General features: G+C 74.2%; 21 protein-coding genes and 2 pseudogenes. 16 read left to right on the forward strand and 7 right to left on the reverse strand.

The genetic code is table 11. The annotated features are described in order from the left end of the window. Positions 1-149 precede the first annotated feature (149 nt). The 5 genes from ABWK59_RS26040 to ABWK59_RS26060 all read left to right on the forward strand — a co-directional run bounded on the left by ABWK59_RS26040 (position 150) and on the right by ABWK59_RS26060 (position 5,612). Complete coding sequence (locus tag ABWK59_RS26040; RefSeq protein WP_354643046.1) at positions 150-1,286, forward strand: epoxide hydrolase family protein; 1,137 nt, start codon at positions 150-152, stop codon at positions 1,284-1,286. Then, a complete protein-coding gene (locus ABWK59_RS26045) occupies positions 1,283-2,476 on the forward strand; it encodes a cytochrome P450 (protein WP_354643047.1) in 1,194 nt (397 codons plus the stop codon). The genes ABWK59_RS26040 and ABWK59_RS26045 overlap by 4 nt, the downstream gene beginning before the upstream one ends. A 73-nt stretch (positions 2,477-2,549) precedes the next feature. Next, a complete protein-coding gene (locus tag ABWK59_RS26050; RefSeq protein ID WP_354643048.1) occupies positions 2,550-3,569 on the forward strand; it encodes an NADP-dependent oxidoreductase in 1,020 nt (339 codons plus the stop codon). A 73-nt stretch (positions 3,570-3,642) separates the two neighbouring features. Then, positions 3,643-4,746: a winged helix DNA-binding domain-containing protein gene (locus ABWK59_RS26055; RefSeq protein WP_354643049.1), complete on the forward strand. Its 1,104-nt coding sequence runs from the start codon at positions 3,643-3,645 to the stop codon at positions 4,744-4,746. A 110-nt stretch (positions 4,747-4,856) separates the two neighbouring features. Then, complete coding sequence (locus ABWK59_RS26060; RefSeq protein ID WP_354643050.1) at positions 4,857-5,612, forward strand: SDR family NAD(P)-dependent oxidoreductase; 756 nt, start codon at positions 4,857-4,859, stop codon at positions 5,610-5,612. A gap of 67 nt (positions 5,613-5,679) precedes the next feature. Here ABWK59_RS26060 and ABWK59_RS26065 read toward each other — a convergent pair whose 3' ends face one another. Together ABWK59_RS26065 and ABWK59_RS26070 are read right to left on the reverse strand one after the other, a co-directional pair. After that, complete coding sequence (locus tag ABWK59_RS26065; RefSeq protein WP_354643051.1) at positions 5,680-7,131, reverse strand: alpha/beta fold hydrolase; 1,452 nt, start codon at positions 7,129-7,131, stop codon at positions 5,680-5,682. 36 nt (positions 7,132-7,167) lie between these two features. Next, positions 7,168-8,658 carry an MFS transporter gene (locus tag ABWK59_RS26070; RefSeq protein ID WP_354643052.1) on the reverse strand — a complete coding sequence of 497 codons (1,491 nt, stop codon included), beginning with the start codon at positions 8,656-8,658 and terminating at the stop codon, positions 7,168-7,170. 148 nt (positions 8,659-8,806) lie between these two features. Here ABWK59_RS26070 and ABWK59_RS26075 point away from each other — a divergent pair, with 148 nt between their 5' ends. The 3 genes from ABWK59_RS26075 to ABWK59_RS26085 are packed head-to-tail and all read left to right on the forward strand — an operon-like array spanning position 8,807 to position 10,904. Beyond that, positions 8,807-9,133, forward strand: coding sequence for a 2Fe-2S iron-sulfur cluster-binding protein (locus ABWK59_RS26075; RefSeq protein ID WP_354643053.1), 327 nt, complete (start codon positions 8,807-8,809; stop codon positions 9,131-9,133). After that, on the forward strand, positions 9,133-10,377 hold the full coding sequence (locus tag ABWK59_RS26080; RefSeq protein ID WP_354643055.1) for an NAD(P)/FAD-dependent oxidoreductase: 1,245 nt from the start codon (positions 9,133-9,135) through the stop codon (positions 10,375-10,377). The genes ABWK59_RS26075 and ABWK59_RS26080 overlap by 1 nt, the downstream gene beginning before the upstream one ends. Before the next feature lie 20 nt (positions 10,378-10,397). Beyond that, entirely contained in the window at positions 10,398-10,904 is a 507-nt protein-coding gene (locus ABWK59_RS26085) for a hypothetical protein (RefSeq protein ID WP_354643056.1), read from the forward strand. A 357-nt stretch (positions 10,905-11,261) separates the two neighbouring features. Here the strand turns inward: ABWK59_RS26085 and ABWK59_RS26090 are convergent, their stop codons facing one another. From ABWK59_RS26090 to ABWK59_RS26100, 3 genes are all read right to left on the reverse strand, one after another. Next, positions 11,262-12,461: a cytochrome P450 gene (locus tag ABWK59_RS26090; RefSeq protein ID WP_354643057.1), complete on the reverse strand. Its 1,200-nt coding sequence runs from the start codon at positions 12,459-12,461 to the stop codon at positions 11,262-11,264. Positions 12,462-12,658: 197 nt separating this feature from the next. Beyond that, positions 12,659-13,789, reverse strand: coding sequence for a hydrolase (locus tag ABWK59_RS26095; protein ID WP_354643058.1), 1,131 nt, complete (start codon positions 13,787-13,789; stop codon positions 12,659-12,661). Positions 13,790-13,961: 172 nt separating this feature from the next. After that, positions 13,962-14,453: an SRPBCC family protein gene (locus ABWK59_RS26100; RefSeq protein WP_354643059.1), complete on the reverse strand. Its 492-nt coding sequence runs from the start codon at positions 14,451-14,453 to the stop codon at positions 13,962-13,964. Between the two features lie 189 nt (positions 14,454-14,642). On the opposite strand from ABWK59_RS26100, the gene ABWK59_RS26105 reads away from it, so the two are divergent. From ABWK59_RS26105 to ABWK59_RS26120, 4 genes are read left to right on the forward strand one after another with little or no spacing between them, the layout of a single operon-like run. Continuing rightward, on the forward strand, positions 14,643-15,431 hold the full coding sequence (locus ABWK59_RS26105) for an SDR family NAD(P)-dependent oxidoreductase (protein ID WP_354643060.1): 789 nt from the start codon (positions 14,643-14,645) through the stop codon (positions 15,429-15,431). A gap of 27 nt (positions 15,432-15,458) precedes the next feature. Continuing rightward, positions 15,459-15,992: a flavin reductase family protein gene (locus ABWK59_RS26110; protein WP_354643061.1), complete on the forward strand. Its 534-nt coding sequence runs from the start codon at positions 15,459-15,461 to the stop codon at positions 15,990-15,992. After that, on the forward strand, positions 15,989-16,909 hold the full coding sequence (locus tag ABWK59_RS26115; RefSeq protein ID WP_354643062.1) for an MBL fold metallo-hydrolase: 921 nt from the start codon (positions 15,989-15,991) through the stop codon (positions 16,907-16,909). Before ABWK59_RS26110 ends, ABWK59_RS26115 begins: the two co-directional genes overlap by 4 nt. A 45-nt stretch (positions 16,910-16,954) precedes the next feature. Then, positions 16,955-18,190 (forward strand): IS4 family transposase, encoded by a 1,236-nt coding sequence (locus tag ABWK59_RS26120; RefSeq protein WP_354643063.1) that lies wholly within the window; start codon positions 16,955-16,957, stop codon positions 18,188-18,190. A 416-nt stretch (positions 18,191-18,606) separates the two neighbouring features. Here the strand turns inward: ABWK59_RS26120 and ABWK59_RS26125 are convergent, their stop codons facing one another. Beyond that, a complete protein-coding gene (locus ABWK59_RS26125) occupies positions 18,607-19,056 on the reverse strand; it encodes a nuclear transport factor 2 family protein (RefSeq protein WP_354643064.1) in 450 nt (149 codons plus the stop codon). Between the two features lie 317 nt (positions 19,057-19,373). Here ABWK59_RS26125 and ABWK59_RS26130 point away from each other — a divergent pair, with 317 nt between their 5' ends. Together ABWK59_RS26130 and ABWK59_RS26135 are read left to right on the forward strand one after the other, a co-directional pair. After that, on the forward strand, positions 19,374-21,011 hold the full coding sequence (locus tag ABWK59_RS26130; RefSeq protein ID WP_420492854.1) for an acyl-CoA carboxylase subunit beta: 1,638 nt from the start codon (positions 19,374-19,376) through the stop codon (positions 21,009-21,011). Next, entirely contained in the window at positions 21,008-21,223 is a 216-nt protein-coding gene (locus ABWK59_RS26135; protein WP_354643065.1) for an acyl-CoA carboxylase subunit epsilon, read from the forward strand. Before ABWK59_RS26130 ends, ABWK59_RS26135 begins: the two co-directional genes overlap by 4 nt. A gap of 194 nt (positions 21,224-21,417) precedes the next feature. Here the strand turns inward: ABWK59_RS26135 and ABWK59_RS26140 are convergent. Beyond that, positions 21,418-21,969: pseudogene (locus ABWK59_RS26140) on the reverse strand (siderophore-interacting protein); the annotation flags it as partial. A gap of 54 nt (positions 21,970-22,023) precedes the next feature. On the opposite strand from ABWK59_RS26140, the pseudogene fecE reads away from it, so the two are divergent. Next, positions 22,024-22,296, forward strand: a pseudogene (fecE, locus tag ABWK59_RS26145) (Fe(3+) dicitrate ABC transporter ATP-binding protein FecE); the annotation flags it as partial. Positions 22,297-22,428: 132 nt separating this feature from the next. Then, complete coding sequence (locus ABWK59_RS26150) at positions 22,429-24,489, forward strand: SpoIIE family protein phosphatase (protein WP_354643066.1); 2,061 nt, start codon at positions 22,429-22,431, stop codon at positions 24,487-24,489. Positions 24,490-24,678: the final 189 nt, after the last annotated feature.

Genomic DNA, 24,678 nt, shown 5'->3' on the forward strand with positions numbered 1-24,678 from the left:
CGCCACCGTGTCAGCCGGATCTCGAACCCGGCCAGACCGGGGCTCGAATCCGCGTACGACCGGGGCGGGCAAGGGAGTTCGACCCGGTCTCTAGCCGGCCGCCGTAGCCTGCGGCGGTATTCGGCCACGGCAGTCCGGGAGGACGTCAGATGAGCACGGCAGTCACGCCATTCAGGGTGGAGACCCCGCAGGCGGATCTCGACGACCTGCGGGAGCGTCTCGCCCGCACCCGCTGGCCCGAGCCGGCGACCGTCGAGGGCTGGGCCCAGGGCGTCCCGCTCGACTACCTCCGCGACCTGGCCGCGTACTGGCGGGACTCCTACGACTGGCGGGCCACCGAGGCGCGGCTCAACGCGCTGCCCCAGTTCCGGACCGAGATCGACGGGCTGGGCATCCACTTCCTGCACGTCCGCTCCCCGCACCCCGGAGCGATGCCGCTGCTGGTCAGCCACGGCTGGCCCGGCTCGGTGGTGGAGTTCCTGGAGATCATCGAGCTGCTCACCGACCCCGCCGACCCGGCCGACGCCTTCCACGTGGTCGCCCCCTCCCTCCCCGGGTACGGCTACAGCGACAAGCCCACCGGCCCCGGCTGGACGGTCGAGCGCAGCGCCGCCGCCTGGGCCGAGCTGATGGCCCGCCTCGGCTACCCGAGGTACGGCGCGCACGGCGCCGACTGGGGCTCCTTCCTCACCGGCGCGCTCGGCGCCCTGGACCCCGCGCACCTGGCCGGCATCCACCTGGCCATGCCCTTCGCCCTCCCGCCGCAGGAGCAGGTGGAGCTGGACGAGCGCGACCTGGCCGGCCTCGCCGCGCTCAAGGAGTTCCAGGCGAGCGAGGGCGGCTACTCGATCATCCAGGCCACCCGCCCGCAGACCCTCGGCTACGGCCTGCTCGACTCCCCGGTCGCCCAACTCGCCTGGATGGTCGAGAAGTACGCGGCCTGGAGCGACCACGACGGGGACGTGGAGAAGGCCATCGGGCGCGACCGCCTGCTGGACGCCGTCACCCTCGGCTGGCTCGCCGGCACCGGCGCCTCCTCGGCCCGGATGTACTGGGAGAGCCACAACAGGATGGCCCTCGCCCCCGTCCCCGACGTCCCCGTCGCCTGCTCCGCCTTCCCCAAGGACGCCCGGATGCCGCGCCCCTGGTGCGAGGCCCGGTTCGCCGACCTGCGCCGCTGGACCGACCACGAGAAGGGCGGCCACTTCCCCGCGCTGGAGCAGCCCGAGGTGCTGGCCGAGGAACTGCGCGCCTTCTTCCGCCCGCTGCGGGAGGACACGCGATGAGCGAGCTGTTCCCGCTGCCCGGCTCCGGCTACCGCGGCCCCGCCCCCGCGTACGCGCGGCTGCGCGCCGAGCGGCCGGTGGCCCGGCTGGAGGTGGAGGGCGGCGGTCACGCCTGGGTGGTGACCCGGTACGCCGACGTCCAGGCCGTCCTGGACGACCCGAGGTTCAGCCGGGCCGCCACCTACGGGCCCGGGGCGCCCAAGTTCGCCGGTCTGTTCCAGGCCCCGCCCGGCATGATCATCTCCCTGGACCCGCCGGATCACACCCGGCTCCGCGACCTGGCCGGCCAGGCCTTCTCGCCGGAGCGGATCGAGGGCATGCGCGAGCGGGTCCGCGAGCTGGTCACCCGGCTGCTGGACGGCCTGACCGGCGAGGTCACCGACCTGGTGGCCGAGTTCGCGAGCCCGCTGGCGCTGACCGTGATCTGCGAGCTGCTCGGCGTCCCCGAGCAGGACCGCGACCGGTTCCACACCTGGGTGCGGCAGTTCGCCGATGTCTCGGGCCCCGAGGAGCAGGCGATCGCCGGCCGCGAGGCGCTGGCCGGGTACATGGCCCACCTGGTCCTCGCCAAGCAGGCGGAGCCCGCCGAGGACGTGCTCTCCGCCCTGATCGCCGCCCGCCGGCCGGACGGCGACCGGCTGGGCACCGAGGAGCTGATCGGCCTCGGCTACACCCTGCTCGGCGCCGGCTTCGACTCCACCGCCGCCCAGATCGCCAACTCGGTGCTCACCCTGCTCGCCCACCACCCCGGCCAGTGGCGGCTCCTGGGCGCCGAGCCCGAGCGGATCCCGGTCGCCGTCGAGGAACTGCTGCGCACCGTCAACCTCTCGGCCAACGACACCTCCGGGCTGCCCCGGCTGGCCACCGAGGACGTCACCGTCGCCGGGGTCACCATCCCGGCCGGGGACGCGGTGTTCCTCGCCTTCTCCTCGGCCAACCACGACCGGGCGGTGTTCGCCGACCCGGACCGGGTCGACCTCGGCCGGGCCGACAACCCGCACCTGGCCTTCGGTCACGGCATCCATCGCTGCCTGGGCGCCCCGCTCGCCCGGATCGAGATCGCGGTCGCCCTCCAGGAGCTGACCCGGCGCCACCCGGACGCCGAACTCGCCGTCCCGGAGCCCGAACTCACCTGGCGGCTCGGCGACGTCAACCACAACCTGGTCGCCCTGCCCGTCCGGCTCGGCTGACCCCCGGGCCCGTACACCCCGCCCCGCCCCCGCTGCCGGTTCCGCTGCCGCACATCCCCCGAGGAGCACCCCGATGACCCTGGAAGCCCTGCCCGCCACCAGCCGCGAGGTCCGTCTCGCCGCGTACCCCGAGGCCGCGGTCACCCTCGACCACTTCGAACTCGCCGAGGCCCCGCTGGCCGAGCCCGGCGAGGGCGAGGTCGTGGTCCGCAACGACTGGATGACCCTGGGCTCCGTGGCCCGCGACCAGATGAACCCGCACACCACCCTGCCGATCCCGGTCTTCCAGCCGGGCGTGGCGATGTGGGGCCGTACGGTGGGCACCGTGGTCCGCTCCAACAGCCCGCTGCTGGCGGTCGGCGACCTGGTCGAGCACTTCAACGGCTGGCGCGACTACGCGGTCGGCGACGCCCACGGCTTCTTCCGGCGGGACCGCGACCAGCTGCCCGGCTCCGAGTACTTCCTCTCCCAGGGCCCCACCGCCTGGCACGGCCTGGTCGAGACGGCCCGCGTCGCCGAGGGCGACGTGGTGTTCGTCTCCGGCGCCACCAACGGCGTCGGCGCCCTGGCCGGCCAGCTGGCGAAGCTGCGCGGCGCCAAGAAGGTGATCGGCAGCACCGGCTCCAAGGAGAAGATCGACTTCCTGGTCCAGGAGCTCGGCTTCGACGCCGCCTTCGACTACCACGACGGCCCGGTCGCCGACCGGCTCGCCGAGCTGGCCCCCGACGGCGTCGACGTGGTCTTCGACAACGTCGGCGGCGAGCAGTTCGAGGCCGCCGTGGCGAACGCCGCGCACGGCGCCCGGTTCGCCCTCTGCGGCGCCCTGGCGGGTCAGCACGGCGGCGACGGCGGCAGCCCCCGCCTCCCGCTGATGACCGCGATCACCAAGGACCTGTCCTTCCGCGGCTTCGCCACCCTGCACACCCCGGACCAGATCGACGGCTGGAACGCCCGGTTCGGCGAGTGGCTGCGCGAGGGCCGGATCGTCTTCCCGCACACCGTCGTCGACGGCGGTGTGCCGGTCCTCCCGGAGACCTTCCTGGCGCTCCAGGAGCGCAGGTACAGCGGCACCGTCCTGGTGAAGCTGTCCTGACCCGCCCTCCCGTCCACGGCGGCGCCTCCCGACCCCGGGGGGCGCCGTCGTCGTGCAGAATCGAGTGATGCCCATGGGTGAGCCCGTCCTCGACCGCCGGTCCCTCAACCGCGCCCTGCTGGCCCGTCAGCTGCTGCTGGAGCGGTCCACGATGCCGGCCGCGGCGGCCGTCGAGCACCTGGTCGGCCTGCAGGCCCAGGCGCCCTTCCCGCCCTACTACGGCCTGTGGAGCCGGCTGGCCGGCTTCCGGGCCGAGGAGCTGGCCGCGCTGCTCCGCGAGGGCGGGGTGGTCCGCCTGGTGCTGATGCGCGGCACCATCCACCTGGTGACCGCCGAGGACTGCGGGCGGCTGCGGCCGGTGCTCGCCGAGTCGCTGGCCCGCTCCCTCCAGGGCACCTTCGGCCGAAAGCTGGACGGGCTGGACCTGGCCGCGGTCGCCGCCCACGGGCGGGAGCTGGTCGAACGGGAGCCGCTCACCCTGGGCGCCCTCGGCGACCGGCTGGCCGAGCGCTGGCCGGACCGCGACCCGTTCGCCCTGGCCAACGCGGTGCGCAACCTCACCCCGCTGGTCCAGACGCCGCCGCGGGCGGTGTGGGGCGAGGCCGGCCAGGCGGTGCACACGAGCGCCGAGTCCTGGCTCGGCGGGGCGCCGCAGGCCGCGACCTCCCCGGACGAGGTGGTGCTGCGTTACCTGGCCGCCTTCGGTCCGGCCGGGGTCAAGGACGCCCAGCTGTGGTCCGGGATGACCCGGCTGGCCGCGAGCTTCAAACGGCTCCGCGACCGCCTGGTGGTGTTCCGGGACGAGAACGGTCAGGAGCTGTACGACCTGCCCGAGGCGCCCCGCCCGGAGCCGGGCACCGCGGCCCCGGTCCGCTACCTGGCGGAGTTCGACAACCTCCTGCTCTCGCACGCCGACCGGGCCCGGATCCTCACCGAGGAGCAGCGCCGGGCGGTGTTCACCCGCAACGGGCTGATCCGGTCGACGATCCTGGTGGACGGCTTCGTGGCCGGCCTGTGGCGGATCGACAGCGCGAAGGGCGTCCACACCCTGGTGGTGGAGCCGTTCGGCCGGCTGGCCAAGCGGGCCAGGACCGCGCTGGAACGGGAGGGGGAGCGGCTGCTGGCCTTCGCCTCGGACGGCGCCGGGGTGCACGAGCTGCGCTTCGAGGAGGCCTGACCGGCCGGCTCCAGGGAGGCTGCAGCGCGGCGCGGTGTACTGGCGGCCCCTGTACTGGCGGCTCCGGTCCCAGCGCCGGGGCCCAGTCCCGACCCAGAGAGGTGGCCGCCGTGTCCGACAAGCCGTTCGCCAACCAGACCGTCGTCGTCACGGGAGGCGGTACCGGCATCGGCCGGGCCGCCGCCCTCGCGTTCGCCGAGGCCGGCGCCGAGCAGGTGCTGATCACCGGGCGCCGGGCGGACCGGCTGGCCGAGGTCGCCGCGCTGCACCCGGCGATCGTCCCGCTGGTCGCCGACGTCGCCACCGAGGAGGGCGCCGACCTGGTGGCCGAGGCGGTCCGGGCCCGCGGCGGCGCGCTGGACGTGCTGGTGCACAACGCCGGCGTGTTCCGCTTCAGCCCGCTGGAGCACCTGGACGCCGCGGTGGTCCGCGAGGTGCTGGACATCAACCTGCTCGGCCCGGTGCTGCTCACCGGCCGGCTGCTGCCGCTGCTGCGCGGCCCGGGCAGCATCGTGCTGGTCTCCAGCCGCGCCGGCCACAACGCCTCGCCCGGCGGTTCGGTGTACGCGGCCAGCAAGGCCGGGGTGCACAGCCTGACCCGCAGCTGGGCGGCCGAGCTGGCCCCCCGGGGTATTCGGGTCAACGCGGTGGCGCCGGGCTTCGTCCGGACCGAGGCGTACGTCGCCAACGGGCTGTCCCCGCAGCAGGTGGAGGGTCTGTTCGAGCACGCCAAGGACGACATCCCGCTCGGCCGGGTCGCCGACGTGGACGACGTCACCCCGTGGATCGTCCGCCTCGCCGACCCGGCCGCCGCCCTGGTGACGGGTCAGGTGATCACCCTGGACGGCGGGATGGACGTGGCCTGACGGCCGCGCCGGCAGCGACGAGAAGGGGCGTCCCGACCGGGACGCCCCTTCTCGTGGTGGATGCGGTTCAGTGGTCGGCCGGCACGTCCGGCCGGACGGTGGTGCTCGGCACCGAGGCGCCCTCCGGCGGCAGTTCACCGCTCACCAGGTACCGGTCGACCAGGGCGTCCAGGCGGGCGTTGCCGCCGAGTGCGTACACCTCGTGGTCGCCGGAGTCGGCGACGGTCAGCAGCCGGTGCCCGAGCAGCTCGGCCATGGCCACGCCGCCCGCGTAGTGGTCCATCGGGTCGCCGTCGGCCTGCACGATCAGGCCCACCGGGTAGCCGTCCCGGCAGAGCTTCACCGGCGGCTCCGGGGCGGTGAAGGTGCGGAAGGCGCCGACCCAGGGCTGGGCCCGCAGCACGCCGTAGCCGTACGGGAAGCGCTTGCGGAACTCCCGCATGTCGGCGCGGTAGACCTCCAGGTCGGCGGGCCAGGCGTGCTCCATGGTGATGGCCTCCAGCACGCCGATCCGCAGCGAGCCCTCGCTGTCGGCCGGCCGCCAGGTGCCCTGCTGGGCGAGCAGCCCGCCGGCCGCGTCGGCGTCGGCCACCGTGCGCAGCGCGGCGACCAGGCGGCCGAGCTCGGCCCACTGGCCGCGGTTGCCGGACCGGTTGCCGACCGCGCCGTCGAACAGGGTGCGCAGGTGCACGCCGCCGTCCAGGGCCTCCAGCCTGGTCACGGCCTCCTCCACCGCGTCCAGCACCCGGGCCGGCTCGGTGCCGAGGCCGAAGGTGCCGTGCCGGGCTGCGGTCCACGCCGCCCACTGGTCGACGTTGCGCTGGACGGCGTCGCCCTGCCAGAGGAACTGCTCGCGCCAGGTCCAGCCGGGGTGCACGCAGGAGTCCAGCACGCTGCGGTCCAGCTGCCCGGGGAAGAGGCTGCCGTACACCGCGCCGACGTACGCGCCGTAGGCGTAGCCGACGAAGGAGAGCCGCTCCTCGCCGAGCACGCCGCGGACCACGTCCATGTCCCGGGCGGTGTTGGGGGTGCTGATGTGCCGGCGCAGCTCGCCGCCGGCCCGCTCGCAGGCCAGTTCGCGCAGCCGCATGTCCTCGGCGAGCTGGTCGAAGGCGGAGTCCGGCGGCCGGGAGTCGAACGGCGCGACGGGGACGGTCACCTCGGCGTACAGGTTGGTGGAGGCGCCGGTGCCGCGGGGGTCGAAGCCGATCAGGTCGTACACCTCGTGGACCGGGGTGCCGGCGTACTTGGCGGGCAGGTCGATGCCCAGGCCCCAGTCGCCGCCGGGGCCGCCGTTGACGGCCAGCAGGATGCCGCGGCGGCGGGCCGGGTCGGTGGCCGTCCGCCGGCTCAGTGCGAGGGTGAGCCGCTCGCCGGCCGGGTCGGCGTAGTCCCGCGGGACCTCGATCGTGGCGTACTCGACCCCGTCCTCGCCGGGGCGCGCCTCCCACGCGGGGCGCTGCTCGTAGAACTCGCGCAGGGAGTCCCGCGTCGTGCTGCCGGGCCAGTTGTCGACCACCGTGATCTCCTCCGTTCTCGGTTCGGCGGCCAGGGTCTACTGCTCGGCTCGAGCGGGCCTGGACGGTGTCCGGACCGGGGCGTCGGCCGGGGTGCGGGCCGGGACGGCCAGCGCGGCGACCAGGCCGGCGGCGGTGAAGCAGGCCGCGCCGGTCAGCGCCAGGCCGTAGCCGGAGGCCAGCGAGTGCCGGGCGGCCTCGCCGGTCAGGTGGGCCCGGGTGGTGTCGGTCTGCGCGGCGCACAGCGTGGTGAGGGTCACCAGGCCCAGGGCGCTGCCGAGTTGGCGGGTGGTGTTGAGCAGTCCCGAGGCCAGCCCGGCCTGGTGCGGCGGGAGGTCGGCGGTGGCCGCGTTGGTGGTGGCGTTGAGCACCGTGCCCATGCCGAAGCCGAGCAGCAGGATCGGGCCGAGGATGTCGGCGAGGTAGCCGGAGTGCTCGTTCACCCGGGACAGCCAGAGCAGCCCGGCGCAGCCCAGGGTGAGGCCGCCGAACAGCACCGGCCGCGGGCCGGTCCGCGGCACCACGGAGGAGATGCCCCAGCCGCCGAGGGCCAGGCCCAGCGAGAGCGGCAGGTAGCTGAGTCCGGTGCGCAACGGGCTGTAGTGGAGCACCTGCTGGAGGATCAGGGTGAAGAAGTAGAAGGTGCTGAACAGGGCGGCGATGCCGAAGAAGGCGACCAGGTTGGCGGCGCTCATCGAGCGGTGCCGGAACACCTCCAGCGGCACCAGCGGGCGCCTGGCGAACCGGGCCTGGATCAGCAGGAACAGCGCGAGCAGCAGCAGCCCCCCGGCCAGCGCGGCCACCACCCGCGGCGAGGACCACCCGTAGGTGTGCGACTCGGCGATGCCGTACACGGTGAGCATCAGGCCGAGGGTCACGGTGGCGGCGCCCGGCACGTCCAGCGAGCGCTCGGCGGAGCGGCCGCGGGACTCCGGGACGACCCAGCAGATCGCGGCCAGCAGCGCCAGCCCGATGGGGACGTTCACCAGCAGGATCCACCGCCAGGAGAACCACTCGGTGATCACACCGCCGGCCAGCACGCCGATCGCGCCGGCCGCGCCGGAGACCGCGCTCCACAGGCCGAACGCCCGGGCGCGGGCCCCGGGTTGGGTGAAGGTGGTGGCGAGCACGGTGAGCGTGGCCGGGGTCATCACGGCCGCGCCCAGACCCTGGAAGGCGCGGGCGGCGACCAGGGTGAGCGGGGCGTCGGCGAGGCCGCCGACCGCACTGGCGAGGGTGAACAGTGAGACGCCGATCAGGAAGATCCGGCGCTGGCCGTAGAGGTCGGCCAGCCGCCCGCCGAGCAGCAGGAAGCCGCACACCGCGATGGTGTAGGCGCTGTTCACCCACTGCAGGCTGTGGCCGAAGTGCAGCTCGCGGCCGATCACCGGAAGCGCCACGTTCACCACCGAGGCGTCCAGCACGTTCATGAACTGGCCGACGCAGCAGGCGGCCAGCACCAGGCCGAGCCGCCGTTCTCGGGGCTCGGCCGGGGCGGGGGAGGTCCGGGGCATCTGGAGGCTGGTCATGCCCGCGACGCTGCTCCGGCCGGGTGGACCACGCCTCGCGGGAGGCTGGGGCGCGGGGAGGCGTCCAGATCCGCTCCAGTGCACCGCGAGGCGCCGTTGCCACAGTCCGACTCGTTCGGCCGGCTGACATCCATGAGGAGAGCGCGCCATGGCCAAGATCACGTACAAGCACCCCGACGGGACCGAGACCGTCGTCGACGTACCGGCGCCCAACACGGTCATGCGCGGCGCGAAGATCAACAACATCGTCGGCATCGAGGCCCAGTGCGGCGGCTCCGCCCAGTGCGGCACCTGCCACGTCTACGTCGACGAGACCTGCGGCGTCGCCCTGCCCGAGATGCACGAGGACGAGGACGAGGTGCTCTACGGCACCGCGAGCCCCCGTCGCGACAGCAGCCGGCTCAGCTGCCAGCTGCGGATCACCGACGACGCGCTCGACGGACTGGTGGTGCACCTGCCGGAGCGGCAGTCCTGATGGCCGGCCGCTCCGTCGTCATCATCGGCGCGGGCCAGGCGGGTTCGGACACCGCCGCCGCCCTCCGCGCCCAGGGCTTCACCGGATCGATCACCCTCGTCGGCGACGAGCGGCACCCGCCGTACCAGCGGCCGCCGCTCTCCAAGGGCTACCTGACCGGCGCCACCCTCCGCGAGGACCTGCTGCTCCGGCCGGAGACCTTCTACCCCGCCCAGGACATCGAACTCCTGTGCGGCGACGAGGCGGTGGGCCTCGACCGGGAGATCCGGTCGGTCACCCTGCGCTCCGGCCGCGAGCTGCGGTACGACACCCTGGTCCTCGCCACCGGCGCCCGCCCCCGGCGGCTGCCCGTCCCCGGCGCCGACCTCCCCGGGGTGCTCACCCTGCGCGGCGCCGACGACTCCGACACCCTGCGCGCCCGGCTCGCCGACGGCGGCCGGACGCTCGACCTCGCCGTGGTCGGCGCCGGCTTCATCGGCCTCGAACTCGCCGCCACCGCCCGCAAACTGGGCCACCGGGTCACCGTCGTCGAGGCCCTCCCGCGCGCCCTCCAGCGCGCCCTCAGCCCCGAGATGTCCGCCCACCTCAGCACCGAGCACCAGCGCCGCGGCGTCCGCCTGCTGCTCCGCCGCGAGGTCACCGAACTGCTCGCCGGCGCCACCGGCGAGGTCCGGGCGCTGCGCCTGAACGACGGCGAACTCGTCCCCGCCGACCTCGTCGTGGTCGGCATCGGCGTCCTCCCCAACGTCGACCTCGCGGTCGGCGCCGGGCTCGCCGTCGGCGACGGGATCCTGGTCGACGAGCACCTGCGCACCAGCGACCCCGACATCCACGCCATCGGGGACTGCGCCCGCTTCCCCAGCCCCCACGCCGGCCGGCCGGTACGCCTGGAATCCGTCCAGAACGCCACCGACCAGGCCCGCACCGTCGCCGCCGCCGTCTGCGGCGCCGGCGAACCGTACACCGCCGTGCCGTGGTTCTGGTCCGAGCAGTACGAGCTGCGCCTCCAGATCGCGGGACTCACCGCCGGCCACGACCAGGCGGTGGTGGCCGGCGACGTGGAGCAGGGCCGGTTCTCCGTCTTCTGTTTCCGCGAAGGCCGGCTGACCGGCGTCGAGTCACTCAACCGGGCCGCCGACCACGGCATCTCCCGGCGCCTGCTCGCCGCCGGCACCGACCTCACCCCCGAGCAGGTCGCCCGGCCCGGGTTCGACCTCAAGCACCTCGCCCGACAGGCGACATGACCGAAAGACGGGACACCACCGTGACCGACACCGCGACCTCCGCACGCCCCCGCACCGCCCAGTGGCGGATCCTCGGCCTGCTGCTCGCCCTCGCCTTCGCCGTCACCGGCTTCGTCGCCACCCCGGCCAGCGCCGACAAGGCCCCCAGGACCCTCCAAGGCACCTGGCGGCTCACCGTGACCGTGTACGCCCCCACCGGGCCCGCCGTCACCGACCCGGTCTTCGTCTTCCACGCCGACCACACCCTGAACGCCACCGGCCCGATCGACGAGACCGGCCAGCCGGCCTACCGCGCCACCGGCTTCTGGACCAACGCGAAGGACGGCGACATCGCCTTCTACATCACCCACCCCGGGCGGGCGGACGGCGCCATCCTCGGCACCGTGCAGGCCATCCACCTCGGCAAGCTGAAGGGCGACAAGTTCTCCACCAAGGCCAACGCCTTCGTCCACCAGGAGGAGGGCGCCCCCCTCCTCGGCCCCATCACCGTCACCAGCGAGGGCGCCAAGCTCTCCGACGCCTCCTGACCCCCCGCCCGCCCGCCCCCGGCCCTCCCCCCGGCCGGGGGCGGGCCTTTTCCACGTCCCGAACGGACCCGCAAACGCCGCGCTCCTGGGGTTGTCCGCTCACGTTGGTGCGCCCCGCCAGGGGCGCGGGGAACTGCGCGAGTACGGAAGGCGGCCCAGGGCTGGGTCGGGGCAGCGAGGGCCAGTGCAGCGGCTGCCGTTCCCCCGCGCGCAGTTCTCCCCCAGCCTTCGGCCGGGAGGTGCCCCCACGTGCCCCCGTGGCTGTCCGCTCACCTCGGCGCGCTCCGCCAGGGCGCGGGCATGGGTGTGGCGCGGTCCCCGGCCGGGGCCGGGGACCGCGCCAGGGGGTGGGTGGGGTCAGGCGCCCCAGGTGACCGGGAGGCTGGTCAGGGTGTGGTTGATCTCGCCGGTGTGCCAGGGGAGGTCCTCCGCGGCGGCGGCCAGCCGGAGGTCCGGGAAGCGGCGGACCAGTCCCGCCAGGGCGACCTGCATCTCGATCCGCCCCAGCGTCTTGCCGAGGCAGTAGTGGATGCCGTGCCCGAAGGAGATGTGCGGGTTGTGGGCGCGGGTGACGTCCAGCCGGTCCGGGTCGGGGAAGACGGCGCCGTCGCGGTTGGCGGAGGCGAGAGCGATGACCACCGCGTCGCCGGCCTTGATCTCGGCACCGCCCAGTTCCAGGTCCTCGGTGGCGAGCCGCGGGAACCCGGTGGTGTCGGTGGCGAACAGGTTGACGTGGCGGAGGAGTTCCTCGACGGCGACGGGGATCCGGTCGGGCTGCTCGACGAGCAGGTCCCACTGGTCGCGGTGGTCGGAGATCAGCGCCAGCACGGAGTTGCCGAGCTGGTTGGCGGTGGTGTCGAAGCCGGCCCCGATGAGGGTGAAGCCGAAGGTGACGAGTTCCTGCTCGCTGAGCCGGTCGCCCTCGTCGCGGGCGGAGATCAGCTCGGAGAGCATGTCCTCGGTCGGGTTGGCGCGCTTCTCGGCGATCAGGCCGACGATGTACTCGCTGAGCTTGGCCAGGCCCTCCAGGGAGGCCTCGCCGCCGGCCCGGTCGTCGACGGTGGCGAAGGCGCGGGCCCAGCGCTCGAAGGTCTGCAGGTCCTGCCGGGGGACGCCGAGCAGCTCGCCGATCACGGTGAGCGGCAGCGGCAGGCAGAGCTGCTGGACCAGGTCGACGGTCGGGCCCTTCTCGGCCATCTCGTCGAGCAGCTCGTCGACGATCTGCTGGACCCGGGGCCGCATCTGCTCGACCCGGCGGACGGTGAAGGAGCCGGCGACCAGCTTGCGCAGCCGGGCGTGCTCGGCGCCGTCCATCGAGATGATCATCTCGGGGGTGGTGTGCATGGAGCCGCCGACCCGGGGGGCGTGCGGGCCGCAGGCGGCGGCGCGGCTGATCCGGGGGTCGGCGAAGGCCTCGCGGACGTCCTCGTAGCGGGTCACCAGCCAGGCGTCCACACCGCCGGCGGTGGGGACCTTCACCACGGACTGGGGGCACTGCCGCAGCTCCTCGTAGCGCGGTGCGGGGCCGCGGTACGAGGACCCTTCGAAGGGGAACACGTCTTGATCATGCTGTGCGGGCACGAGGGCACCTCCGAGTGGCTTCGTCATCGGTCGACAGCACGCTAGGTGTGCCGGCCGGAGGTCGGGTCGGTCGTGGCTGGAGCGGAAAGGCGGCCGCCCGGAGCGTGTGGGGACACTCCGGGCGGCCGGGGGAGGAACGATCGGGAACGGAACGGACGCGACGGCGTCCGGGCTCAGGCCTCCGGCCCCAGCAGCACCGCCGAGTAGTTCTTCCGGGCGGCGGTGTCGTACTGCAGGGCGACGTGGCTTGTGGCGGAGGTGACGTCCCGCCAGAACCGCTGCAGGGCGTGCGCCTCGCCGAGCCCGCCGGTGCCGGCGGCCTTGACCAGCAGGCCGACGGCCTCGGTGGCGGCCTCGGCGGCGTAGGTGGCGTTGCGCTCGTTGCGGGCCATGTGCTCGGGGGTGAACAGCCGGCGGTCGAGCACCTCGGCGTTCTGCCCGACCAGGTGGCGGGCCGCGTCGATCCGGCCGGAGGCGCGGACCACGGCCAGCTCGGCGGCCTGGCTGCGCTTGCGGCCGGTGAGCGCCGCGGCGGTGGCGGCGAGCGCGCCGACGGCGGCACCGACCACCGGGGCGATGAAGGTCAGCCCGCCGACGGCCTGGAACGGCACGTTGTGGGCGGACAGGTCGGAGGTGGCGTTGCGGCCGCTGATCATGTCGGCGCGGTCGAAGGAGAGGTGCGCCGGCACCAGGTGCTCCTCGACCACCACGGTGTGGCTGCCGGTGGCCCGCATGCCGATGCTGTCCCAGCTCTCGACCACGGTGTACGTGCCCTGCGGCAGGGCGAAGAAGCGCAGCTGCGGCGGGCCGTCCGGGCCGGCGACGGCGGCGCAGACCAGGGCCCAGTCGGCGAAGTCGATCCCGCTGACGTAGCTCCAGCGGCCGCTGAGCAGCCAGCCGCCGTCCACCTGGCGGGCCCGGCCGGCGGGCATCAGGGCGGTGGCGACCACGGCGTCCGGGCTGGGGCCCCAGATCGCCTGGTGGCCCTCGGCGGGCAGGTGGGAGGCGAACCGGGCGGAGAACGCGCTCAGCGAGGCGCACCAGGCGCTCGCCGGGCAGGACTCGCCGACGGTGACGACGGCCCGGGTCAGCTCGTCGAACGAGCCCTCGGCGCCGCCGAGGTGGGCGGCCACGAAGTGCCGGGCGAAGCCGGCCTCGCGGATCGCGGTGACGACCTCGGGGGAGAGCTTGCGGGTGGCGTCGGCCTCGGCCGCGTGCTGGGCCGCGAGGAGACTCACCTTCTCGGCGGCTGTGGCCAACCCGGTGTCCACTGTGCCGGTGTGCTGTTGCGTGGCGGCGGGCATCCTCGTGACCTCCTGTGGTGACGGGCCCTGTGTCGGCCGCTGGAGCATCCCGCCGGCCGCTCGAACACGGGTGCACGAGTGGTGGACCGGCCGGTCCCGGGGCATGCCGAGGGGCCCCGGTCGCCGTTGACCGGGGCCCCTCGGAACCTGGGGCGGCTGGGCGCCCGGGGGCTCAGCCCGCCCGGAGGCTGCGCTCGATCGCCTTGGCGAAGAGCTCCAGGGTCTCGCCCGGGCTCGGGCCGTCCAGCGCCTTGTGGATGCGCTCGGCGCCCTCGCCGTGCTTGTGCAGCTTGACGTGGGCCAGCTCCACCTTGGTGGTGGTCGCGTCGACGGCGGTGAACTCCACCTCGATCTCGCTGGCCCGCTCGTCGTCCGTGATCGACTGCCAGTTGCCGTCGATCCGCCAGGTCATCGACAGCCGGTGCGGCGGCTCCCAGGTGAGCACCTTGCCCCAGGCGATCTCGGTGCCCTCGACGTCCCACTCGTAGTAGCGGCCGCCGACCCGCGGCTCGAAGGCGAGTCCGGCCCGCTCCTTCTTGACCAGGATGTGGCTCGGCGGCCACCACTGCTTCGGGTCCTCGGTGAACACCTGGAAGCAGTGCTCGACCGACGCCGGCACGGTCACCGACTTCCGTACGTCCGGAATCTCCTGCTGCCCGGGCATGGGCCCTCCTCGCTGGCTCGCCTTGCGCGCTGGACGCCGCCACCCTGCTGGGCCGCCCTCGGGCCGCCGTCGATCCCGCCTGGACCGGCCGCGGGTCCAGCGGGCGTCGAGGACGGCCCGAGGATCCGGCCTCACGGTCGTCCCCACTTCGATCCGACAACGTTCCACCGATGACAACGGGAGCGCACGATGACAGACACCGGACGGCGGGTCGCCTTCGTCACCGGAGCCACCAGCGGGATCGGCCTCGCCGTGACCGAGCTGCTGGCCCGCCAGGGGATCGCGGTCTTCGGCGTGGCGCGCAACGAGGAGAACATCCGCGGCCTGGTGAAGCGGCTGCGCGAGGAGGAGGGCCTGGAGGTCGACGGGACCGCCGCCGACGTCTCCTCCACCGAGCAGGTGAAGGCCGCCGTCGAGGCCGCGGTCGCCGCGTACGGGAAGATCGACATCCTGGTCAACAACGCCGGCCGGGGCGGCGGCGGCGAGACCGCCAAGCTGGACGAGCAGATCTGGCTGGACGTCATCGACACCAACCTCAACAGCGTCTTCCGGGTCACCAAGGAGGTGCTCAGCACCGGCGGCATGCTGGCGGGCGGCTGGGGCCGCGTGGTCAACATCGCCTCCACCGGCGGCAAGCAGGGCGTCGCCCTGGCCGCGCCGTACTCCGCCTCCAAGCACGGCGTGGTCGGCTTCACCAAGGCCGTCGGCATCGAGCTGGCCAAGTCCGGGGTCACCGTCAACGCGGTCTGCCCCGGCTACGTGGAGACCCCGATGGCCCAGCGGGTCCGCCAGGGCTACGCCGGCCACTACGGGGTGACCGAGGAGCAGATCCAGGAGAAGTTCGAGGCGAAGATCCCGCTCGGCCGCTACTCCACCCCGGAGGAGGTCGCCGGACTGGTCGGCTACCTGGTGACCGACACCGCGGCCTCGATCACCGCCCAGGCGCTCAACGTCTGCGGCGGGCTCGGCAACTACTAAGAGGTCCCAAGAGACGGAGCCGGCACCATGACGAACACTGGCAACGCCCTGCTGGCCGAGCCCAGCGCCACCGAGTTCCGGGCCGCGATGGGGGCGTTCCCCACCGGGGTCACCCTGCTCACCCAGGGCAGCGGGGACGAGACGATCGTGATGACCCTCAACAGCCTGACCTCGGTCTCGCTCGACCCGCTGCTGCTCCTGGTCTCCGTCAAGGCGGACGGCCGGATGCGGCCGCGCGTGGAGCGCGCCGGCAGCTTCGCGGTGAACGTCCTCGCCGAGGACCAGCAGGACCTCTCCACCGAGTTCGCCCGGCCGGACCGCCCCGAGGGCGACATCGCCATGCGCCGGCTGCGCGCCGTCACGGGGGTCACCGGCAACGCGGTGCTGCCGGGCGCGGTGGCCTCCTTCGAGTGCACCCTGCACTCGGAGTTCGAGGCCGGAGACCACGTGCTGCTGATCGGCCGGGTGGTGGCCCTCCACCACGACCGGCCCGACGCCCGCCCGCTGCTGTTCCACCGCGGCCGCTACGCGCACCTGCCGTACACCCGGGAGGCGGCGTGAGCACCGCCGTCACCGCGGCGCCGCCGGTGCTGCGGCCCGTCGCCGAGGGGGTCTGGGCGTTCGAACAGTCCCCCGGCGGCTGGTGCCTGAACAACGCCGGCCTGGTCGCCGACGGCGGCCGGGCGGTCCTGATCGACACGGTGGCCACCGAGTCCCGCAACCTCCGGCTCCGCGCGGAGGTCGAGCGGATCGCCCCCGGCGGCCCCGACGTGGTGGTCAACACCCACTTCCACGGCGACCACGTCTTCGGCAACGCGCACTTCGCGCCCCGGGCCACCGTGATCGCCGGCGAGGGCACCCGCTCCGACATGGCCGAGTCCGGCCTGGGCCTGTGCCACCTGTGGCCGGCCGTGGACTGGGGACACACCGAACTCGCCCTGCCCGACCTGACCTTCCGCGACGCGCTCACCCTGCGGGCGGGCGCGCTGACCGTGGAGCTGTACCAGGTCGGCCCGGCCCACACCGCGGACGACGTGGTGGCCTGGGTGCCGGAGCGCCGGGTGCTGTTCACCGGCGACATCGCCTGGTCCGGGGTCACCCCGTACGTGCTGATGGGGTCCGTCGAGGGCTCGCTGGCGGCGCTCGCCCGGCTGCGGGCGCTGGACCCGGAGGTGGTCGTCGCCGGCCACGGCGCGGTCGGCGGCCCGGAGGTGCTGGACGCCACCGAGGCGTACCTGTGCTGGATCCGCGACCTCGCCACGGCCGGCCTGCGGGACGGCCGGACCGCCCTGGAGACCGCCCGCGCGGCCGACCCCGGCCCCTTCGCCGGCCTGCTGGACGCCGAGCGCCTGGTCGGCAACCTGCACCGCGCCTACGCCGAGCTGCAGGGCCTGGCGCCCGGCGCCCGGATCGACGTGGCCGCCTCGTTCCGCGAGATGGTCGAGTTCCACGGAGGACTGCCGGTCTGCCACGCCTAGGCCCAATACCGGTGACTTTGGGGCGTTCTGGTCGTTGGGCTGGGTGTGCCAAGGCCGGGTCAGAAGAAGTCGTCGGGGGTTGATCGGTTCTCGGATCGGATCGCGTTGGGGGTGCTGACGCGGACGTTTCCGGCGGATCTGGTCGACGAGGTGGTCGCCGAGTGCGGGCGGGTCGAGCAGCGGCATCGGCTGTTGCCGGCGCGGGTGGTGGTGTACTTCGTGCTCGCGATGTGCCTGTTCTTCGGGCAGGGCTACGAGGAGGTGGCCCGCCTGCTCACGCAGGGCCTGCGGGACCAGGGCCGGTGGGCGACGGCGTGGCGGGTGCCGACGACCGCGGCGATCGGGCGCGCGCGCCTGCGGCTGGGGTCTCAGCCGCTGCGGTTGTTGTTCCAGCGGGTGGCCCGTCCCGTCGCCTCTTCGTCCACGGCCGGTTCCTGGTACCGCAGTTGGCGGCTGGTGGCCGTGGACGGCACGACGTTCGACCTGCCCGATACGGCCGCCAACGCCCAGCATTTCGGCCGCCCGGGCACCAGTCGTGGCCAGGGCCGCAGCGCCTATCCGCAGGCGCGGGTGGCGGCACTGGTGGAGTGCGGGACACACGCGGTGTTCGCGGCCGACGTCGCCCCGCTGTCCGTGCACGAGACCGCGCTGGCTGCCCGCCTGTTCGGGCAGCTGGGGGCGGGAATGCTGCTGCTGGCCGACCGGGGCTTCAAAGGCCTGGACCTGTGGCGGGCCGCCCGCGCCCAGGGCGCGGACCTGTTGTGGCGCGTCTCCTCCAGCCAGGTCCTCCCGGTGGTGACCCCGCTGGCGGACGGCTCCTACTTGTCGCGGATCGTCGCCGCCCGGGACAAGAACCGCCGCGCCGACCCCGAGACGGTGCGGGTCATCGAGTACACCCTCGACACAGACAGGGGCACGGTTTACCGGTTGATCACCTCGATCCTCGACCCGACTCGGGCACCGGCCGCGGACCTGGCCACGCTCTACGCCCAGCGCTGGGAGATCGAGAACGCCCTGGACGAGATCAAGATCCATCAGGGCGGCCCCGGCCTGGTCCTGCGCTCCCAGCACCCGGACGGTGTCGAGCAGGAGATCTTCGCGTTCCTCCTGGTGCACCACGCCCTGCGGGACCTGATGCACCAGGCCGCACGCCAGGCCGGCCACGATCCGGACCGGATCTCCTTCACCCGCACCCTGCGTGTGGTGCGCCGCCACGTCACCGGGCAGGCGGCGCTTTCCCCCCTCCCGGCTCGCCCGCTGCCTCACCCAGGCCCGGCATGAGATCCGTGAACGGCTCCTGCCCCCACGGCGGTTACGCAGCAACCCCCGCGTGATCAAGCGGAAGATGTCCAACTGGGCACTCAAGCGAGCCGAGCACCACAACCCACCCCGCCCACACCCCCCGCACCCGGCACTTGTCCCACCTACCAGGACTGCCCCGAGCCGCCGGAAAAACACCTAAATCACCGGTATTGCGCCTAGGCCTGGTACGGCAGAAGGGAGTTGGCGATGATTTCGGCACCTTTGGAGTACATGAGACAGGAGGCCGCCGGCTTCGACTGGCCGGTGCTGCGCTTCCCCGGGGACGAGGAGGACGAGGGCGAGGCGCACATCTGCCGGGGGATCGACTGACCCCGCGCGACCACGGATGCGGCAGCAGGGCACCGGCCCGCTGCCGCATCCGTCGTGGTTCCCGCTCAGCCCTGCTCGACCGGCTGGTCCCGGTGGATGACCCGCTCACGGGTGAGCAGCCGGCCCTCGCGGCGCACCAGCACGTCCTCCACCAGGAAGGTCGGCTCGAACTCGATCCGGCCCTCCCGGTCCAGCAGCGTGACCATCGAGTAGTACGAGACCTTCAGCTCGTCCACCCCGTCCACCGGCTCGATCAGCACGTGGTCGAACCAGTGGCGGACGGCCACGTCGCGGTAGCGGGGGAGCGCCTTGTGCATCCCCGCGACCATCTCCTCCCGGCCCTCGGCGCGCACACCGTTGGAGTGCACCACCACGCCGTCCTCGGTGAAGGTGTCCGCGAACCCCTCGATGTCGAGCGTGTCCACCCGGCGCATCTGCGTCGCGTAGTACGTGCGCACCTCCGCGTAGAGATCCCCGGTGACCTGACCGCTCGCTGTCTTGACCGCCTGAGACACGGCGACTCCCTTCGACGACTGTCCGCCGCCCCGGCGCGACCGGGGGGCATGGCTCCCCCCACCGTGCCGCGCCGCCCTGCAGCCGTACTGGAGACCGGCTCGGCGGCCCGGCGCGGCCGTTCCACCGCTCCTCTAGCGGCCGCCCGCATGCTCGCGGCCGCCGGGCGACCCCCCGGACGACCACCCCACCGGGGAGGCGCACCCGAGGCCGCGGCAGCCCGCCGGCGGCCACGGGGCAGAGGACCCGCGCCCCCGGACCCGGCCGCGCACGGCCCGGACGAGGCCGACACCGCCCGGAACACGACAGGAGGACGCGGATGACCATCATGGACGAGAGCCCGACCGAGCTGGCTGTCGAGTGCGAGGCCGAACTCGCCGTCGCGGCACCCGTGGTGGTGCAGCCGCCCGACACCGCCGACCGCACCGCCGAACTGCTCGACCTGCGCCGCCGGGTCCTGGCCGGCCCCAGCGACAAGGCCACCGAGGCCCAGCACGCCAAGGGCAAGCTCACCGCCCGCGAGCGGATCGACCTGCTCTTCGACCCGGGCACCTTCACCGAGGTCGAGGGCCTGCGCCGGCACCGCGCCACCGGCTTCGGCCTGGAGGCCAAGCGGCCCCACACCGACGGCGTGATCACCGGCTGGGGCCTGGTCGACGGCCGCCAGGTGTTCGTCTACGCCCACGACTTCCGGATCTTCGGCGGCGCCCTCGGCGAGGCGCACGCCCAGAAGATCCAGAAGATCATGGACATGGCCGCGACCACCGGCTGCCCCATCGTCGGGCTGTGCGACGGCGCCGGCGCCCGCATCCAGGAGGGCGTCACCGCCCTCGCCGGCTACGGCGGCATCTTCCAGCGCAACGTCCGCAACTCCGGTGTGATCCCGCAGATCTCGGTGATCCTCGGCCCCTGCGCCGGCGGCGCCGCGTACTCGCCCGCGCTCACCGACTTCGTCTTCATGGTCCGCGACATCTCGCAGATGTTCATCACCGGCCCCGACGTGGTCCAGGCCGTCACCGGCGAGGCCATCACCCAGAACGGCCTCGGCGGCGCCGACGTCCACGCCGAGACCTCCGGCGTCGCCCACGCCGCGTACGACGACGAGGAGAGCTGCCTGCTGGAGGTCCGCTTCCTGCTCTCGCTGCTCCCCTCCAACAACCGCGAACTCCCGCCCGTGGAACGCCCCGGCGACCCGCTGGACCGCCGCTGCGACGCCCTGGTCGACCTGGTGCCCGCCGACCCCTCCCGGGCGTACGACATGCGGTCCGTGATCCGCGAGATCACCGACCACGGCGACTTCTTCGAGGTCCACGAGCGCTGGGCCGGCAACGTCATCTGCGCCCTCGCCCGGATCGGCGGCCAGGCCGTCGGCATCGTCGCCAACCAGCCCTCCGTGCTGGCCGGCGTCCTCGACATCAGCGCCAGCGAGAAGGCCGCCCGCTTCGTCCAGCTCTGCGACGCCTTCAACATCCCGCTCGTCACCCTGGTCGACGTCCCCGGCTTCCTGCCCGGCGTCGACCAGGAACACGGCGGCGTCATCCGGCACGGCGCCAAGCTGCTGTACGCCTACTGCAACGCCACCGTGCCGCGGATCTCCCTCATCGTCCGCAAGGCCTACGGCGGCGCGTACATCGTCATGGACTCCCGCTCCATCGGCACCGACCTGTCGCTCGCCTGGCCGACCAACGAGATCGCCGTGATGGGCGCCGAGGGCGCCGCCAACGTGGTGTTCCGCCGCGAGATCGCCGCCTCCGAGGACCCGGACGCCACCCGGCGGCGGCTCATCGACCAGTACAAGGAGGAGCTGATGCACCCCTACTACGCCGCCGAACGCGGCCTGGTGGACGACGTCATCGACCCGGCGGAGACCCGGATCCGGCTGATCGGCGCCCTCACCATGCTGCGGACCAAGGCCACCGCGATGCCCAGCCGCAAGCACGGGAACCAGCCCCAGTGAGCGGGGCCGGGACGGCGCTCTTCCAGGTCGAACGCGGCAGCCTGGCGCCGGAGGAACTCGCCGCACTCACCGTCGTCCTGCTGGCGCGCCTGCGCGCCGCCCACACCCCCGCCCACCCCGAACTCCCCCGCGCCGGCTGGACCGTCTCCGGCATCAACCAAGCCGGCTCCTGGTCCACCCCCGGCCTCGCCATCTGGCACACCGCCGTCTAGGCCCAGCCCGTCAGCATCGGGCCACCACCAGGGGCGCGTGGGGGACCTCCCGGCCGCCAAGGCTGGGGAGAACTGCGCGAATCCGGAAGCCGCCCATCGGTCCAGCCGGGCTCGGTGAGCGAGTGGCGCCGTCTGCCGCCCTCCCCGCGCAGTTCCCCGCGCCCCTGGCGGTGCGCTCGACAGCGGTGCGCCCCTCAGGGCTCGGTCAGCGTGGTGAGCGCGGCGAGGGCCTCGGCGCGGAGGTCCTCCTCGGAGGCCCCGCGCCGCCAGTACCCGCTGAAGGCGACCCGGCTCCGGTCGACCCCCTTCTCCCGCACCAGCACCCGCCGAACCCCCCGCACCATCCCCGCCTCCCCGGCCACCCACGCGTACCCGCCCCCGTCACCACCGTCCGGCGGCTCCACCCCCCGGACGGCCTCGACCAGGCCGGCCGGATCGCCCCCCACCAGCCAGGTGATCTCCGCCCCCTCCGGTGCGGCCAGCTCCTGGAGGTCCCCGGCGTCCGGCACCCGGATGAACGCCCGGACGACCGTCCCCGCCGGCAGCGATTCGAGGATCGCGGCTGCGGCGGGCAGCGCCGTCTCGTCCGCGGCGAGGAGCACCCGGCCGGTGCCGGCCGGCGGCCGGAAGCCGACGCTGCGGTTGTCGGCGACGGCGGGTCCGAGCAGGACGACGGGGTCGCCGGGGCGGGCCCGGGCGGCCCAGCGGGAGGCGGGGCCGGTGTCGCCGTGGAGGGCGAAGTCCACGCCCCAGGCGTTGCCGGTGATCTCGATTCTGTCCACGGGGAGGTCGCCGGCGGTCGGGTCGAGGTGCTGGACCTGTGCGCCGCCCTGCACCGCGACGCCGGCCGCACCCTGGCGGCCGTCCTGCACGACCACAACCAGGCCGCCCGGTACGCCACCCACCTGATCGTCATGAAGGACGGCCGGGTGGTCGCCGCCGGCGAGCCGTCCGGGATCCTCACCGCCGAGCTGGTCGAGGAGGTCTACCGGCTGCCCTGCCGGATCATCCCCGACCCGGAGACCGGCACCCCGCTGGTCGTCCCGGCCGCCCCCGCCCGCCGGACCGCCTGAGCCCCGCCCGAGCCCCGTCCCGGGCCGCCCGAACGCGCCCGGTCCGGGTCCCCCGTCGCCCGAACGGACATTTCACCCCGCCGTCTGCGATCGTGGACGGGAGGGGGTGGCCGAGCGCGACAGGAGGCCCCGGTGGCGGAGGCAGAGCGGGAGGCGACCGACGCGGCGCTGCTGGAGGCCCTGTTCGCCCAGTCGCCGTCCGGGTTGTTCGTGCTCGACACCGACCTGCGGGTGGTGCGCTTCAACCGGGCCGCCCGCGGGGTGCGCGACCTGCCGGAGGACGCCGTGCTCGGCCGGACCGCCGAGGAGTTCGCCCCCGGCATCGGCGGCCCGGAACTGGACGCGCTGGCCCGCGGGGTGCTGGAGACCGGCGAGACCGTCCGCAACCGGGTGATCCGCGGTCCGTCCCCCGCCGACCCCGAACGCGAGCTGTCCGTCTCGCTCTCGGCCTTCCGGCTGCAGGCCCCGGACGGCCGGGTGCTCGGCCTCGCCGTGATCGCCGAGGACGTCACCGAGCGCGAGGCGGCGCTGCGCCGGCTCGCCATCCTGGACGAGGCCCACCGGCTGATCGGCTCCACCCTGGACGAGACCGCCACCGCCGAGGAACTGGTCGAGGTGGTGGTCGGCCCGCTCGCCGACGCCGCCGTGGTGGACCTGCTCGACCCCGTCACCCGCGGCGAGCAGCTCCGCCCCGGACCGGTCGACCCGGCCACCCCGCTGCGCCGGGCCGCCGCCCGGATGCTCGGCGGCGGCCTGATGGAGGTCGGCGGCCTGGTGCAGGTCGGCTTCCCGACCCCGTACACGCAGAGCCTGACCGACCTGCGGCCCCGGCTGATCTCCCGGCTGCGGGCGGACGACCCCTGGCTGGCCGCCGACCCCGAGCGCGGCCGCCGGCTGCTGGACGCCGGGGTGCACTCGCTGATCGTGGTCCCGCTGACCGTCCAGCACACCGTCCTGGGCCTGGCCGCGCTGCTCCGCTACCGCAACCCGCAGCCCTTCGAGGACGCCGACCTCAAGCTGGCCTCGGAACTCGCCGCCCGCACCGCGCTCAGCCTCGACAAGGTGCACGCCTACCTGCGCGAGCGGACCGTCGCCACCGCCCTCCAGCGGCACCTGCTGCCCCGCAAGCCGCCCGCGCTGACCGCCGTGGACGCCGCCCACCTGCACCTGTCGGGGGACCGCGGCTCCGACTGGTTCGACGTGGTCCCGCTCTCCGGCGCCCGGGTCGCCCTGGTGGTCGGCACCGTGGCCGGCCGGGGGATCGAGTCCGCCGCCGCGATGGGCCAGCTCAGAACGGCCGTGCAGACCCTGGCCGGCCAGGACCTGGCGCCCGACGACGTGCTCTCCCGGCTCGCCGAGGCCGCCGACCGGGCCGCCCGCCCGAGCGGTTCGACCGGCGAGTCGGGACCGCCCCGGGCCACCTGCCTCTACCTGGTGTACGACCCGGTGGCCCGGCGCTGTACGGCGGTCAGCGCCGGCCACCCGCCGCCGCTGGTCCTCGGGCCGGACGGCGAGCCCGTCCCGTTCGAGGTGCCGGTCGGCCCCGGGCTGCCGGAGGGCCGGGTGTTCGAGCAGGTGGACGTGGAACTCCCGGCCGGCAGCCTGCTCGCCCTCTACACCGAGGGCCTGGCCGAGGAGGGCCCACCCGGCGGCGAGACCCCCGTGGCCCCGGACCGTGCCCACCTCGCCCTGCACAAGGCGCTCGCCCCGGCGGACCGGCCGTTGCGCGACCTGTGCGACGCCGCCGCGTACGCGCTCGCCCGGCGCTCCGGCGCGGACGCCACCCTGCTGCTCGCCCGCACCCACGTCCTGGGCGGGGACCAGGTCGCCCTCTGGGAGCTGCCCGACGACCCGTCCCAGGTCTCCGTCGCCCGCCGCCACGCCCGCGAGCAGCTGGCCCGCTGGGACCTGCACGAGCTGACCGACGCCACCGAGCTGATCGTCAGCGAGCTGGTCACCAACGCGGTCCGCTACGGCATCGGACCGATCCGGCTGCGGCTGATCCGTGACAGCGGCCTGATCTGCGAGGTGTCCGACAGCAACAGCACCGCGCCGCACATGCGGCTCGCCCACGACACCGACGAGGGCGGTCGCGGCCTGTTCCTGGTGATGCGGCTCAGCCGCCGCTGGGGCACCCGGTACGACGGCCGGGGAAAGACCATCTGGTCCGAGCAGCCCGCCCCGCCGCCCTGACCCGGCCCGCAGGTCGGCCGGCCGCCGCCGTCACCCCGTCCAGCAGCACCGCCAGCCCGGTGGCGAACGCCTCCTCGGCCTGCGCCTCCCAGGGGGAGGCCTCGGCACCGGCGGGAGCTGCTCGCCGCCGGCTGGGAGGTCCGCCTGCTGGACGGGCTCGACCACACCCAGGCCATGCAGCCCGCCCAC

Source organism: Kitasatospora sp. HUAS MG31 (genome assembly GCF_040571325.1).
In the GTDB taxonomy this organism is placed as follows: domain Bacteria; phylum Actinomycetota; class Actinomycetes; order Streptomycetales; family Streptomycetaceae; genus Kitasatospora; species Kitasatospora camelliae.

What these genes read in the sequence shown, in the direction of transcription:
- ABWK59_RS26045 (WP_354643047.1), top strand. Translation starts at nt 1,283, where the DNA reads ATGAGCGAGCTGTTCCCGCTGCCCGGCTCCGGCTACCGCGGCCCCGCC.
- ABWK59_RS26050 (WP_354643048.1), top strand. Translation starts at nt 2,550, where the DNA reads ATGACCCTGGAAGCCCTGCCCGCCACCAGCCGCGAGGTCCGTCTCGCC.
- ABWK59_RS26130 (WP_420492854.1), top strand. Translation starts at nt 19,374, where the DNA reads ATGACCATCATGGACGAGAGCCCGACCGAGCTGGCTGTCGAGTGCGAG.
- ABWK59_RS26075 (WP_354643053.1), top strand. Translation starts at nt 8,807, where the DNA reads ATGGCCAAGATCACGTACAAGCACCCCGACGGGACCGAGACCGTCGTC.
- ABWK59_RS26095 (WP_354643058.1), bottom strand. Translation starts at nt 13,789, where the DNA reads ATGCCCGCCGCCACGCAACAGCACACCGGCACAGTGGACACCGGGTTG.
- ABWK59_RS26070 (WP_354643052.1), bottom strand. Translation starts at nt 8,658, where the DNA reads ATGACCAGCCTCCAGATGCCCCGGACCTCCCCCGCCCCGGCCGAGCCC.
- ABWK59_RS26055 (WP_354643049.1), top strand. Translation starts at nt 3,643, where the DNA reads ATGGGTGAGCCCGTCCTCGACCGCCGGTCCCTCAACCGCGCCCTGCTG.
- ABWK59_RS26100 (WP_354643059.1), bottom strand. Translation starts at nt 14,453, where the DNA reads ATGCCCGGGCAGCAGGAGATTCCGGACGTACGGAAGTCGGTGACCGTG.
- ABWK59_RS26105 (WP_354643060.1), top strand. Translation starts at nt 14,643, where the DNA reads ATGACAGACACCGGACGGCGGGTCGCCTTCGTCACCGGAGCCACCAGC.
- ABWK59_RS26080 (WP_354643055.1), top strand. Translation starts at nt 9,133, where the DNA reads ATGGCCGGCCGCTCCGTCGTCATCATCGGCGCGGGCCAGGCGGGTTCG.
- ABWK59_RS26040 (WP_354643046.1), top strand. Translation starts at nt 150, where the DNA reads ATGAGCACGGCAGTCACGCCATTCAGGGTGGAGACCCCGCAGGCGGAT.
- ABWK59_RS26110 (WP_354643061.1), top strand. Translation starts at nt 15,459, where the DNA reads ATGACGAACACTGGCAACGCCCTGCTGGCCGAGCCCAGCGCCACCGAG.